Origin of the sequence: Coprococcus intestinihominis (assembly GCF_040096555.1) — a bacterium.
Taxonomy (GTDB): Bacteria; Bacillota; Clostridia; order Lachnospirales; family Lachnospiraceae; genus Coprococcus_A; species Coprococcus_A intestinihominis.
Map to the genome: position 1 here is coordinate 1 of NZ_JBBMEK010000525.1, position 635 is coordinate 635.

At 38.6% G+C, this 635-nt stretch carries 1 pseudogene; it reads left to right on the plus strand.

Annotated features, from left to right (window positions below):
• A pseudogene (gene tet(O) / locus WMO25_RS18635) lies at window positions 1–635 on the plus strand (tetracycline resistance ribosomal protection protein Tet(O)); the annotation flags it as partial.

Sequence of the window (635 nt, forward strand, 5' to 3'; positions counted from 1 at the left end):
TTCCAAAACGGAACGTTATTTCCCGTTTATCACGGAAGCGCTAAAAACAATCTGGGGATTCGGCAGCTTATAGAAGTGATTGCCAGTAAGTTTTATTCATCAACGCCTGAAGGTCAATCTGAACTATGCGGGCAGGTTTTTAAGATTGAATATTCAGAGAAAAGGCGGCGTTTTGTTTATGTGCGTATATATAGCGGAACATTGCATTTGAGGGATGTTATTAAAATATCTGAAAAAGAGAAAATAAAAATCACAGAGATGTGTGTTCCGACAAACGGTGAATTATGTTCATCCGATACAGCCTGCTCTGGTGATATTGTAATTTTACCAAATGATGTTTTGCAGCTAAACAGTATTTTGGGGAACGAAATGCTGTTGCCGCAGAGAACATTTATTGAAAATCCTCTCCCTATGCTCCAAACAACGATTGCAGCAAAGAAATCTGAACAGCGGGAAATATTGCTTGGGGCACTTACAGAAATTTCAGATGGCGACCCTCTTTTAAAATATTATGTGGATACTACAACGCATGAGATTATACTTTCTTTTTTGGGGAAAGTGCAGATGGAAGTCATTTGTGCCATCCTTGAGGAAAAATATCATGTGGAGGCAGAAATAAAAGAGCCTACTGTTAT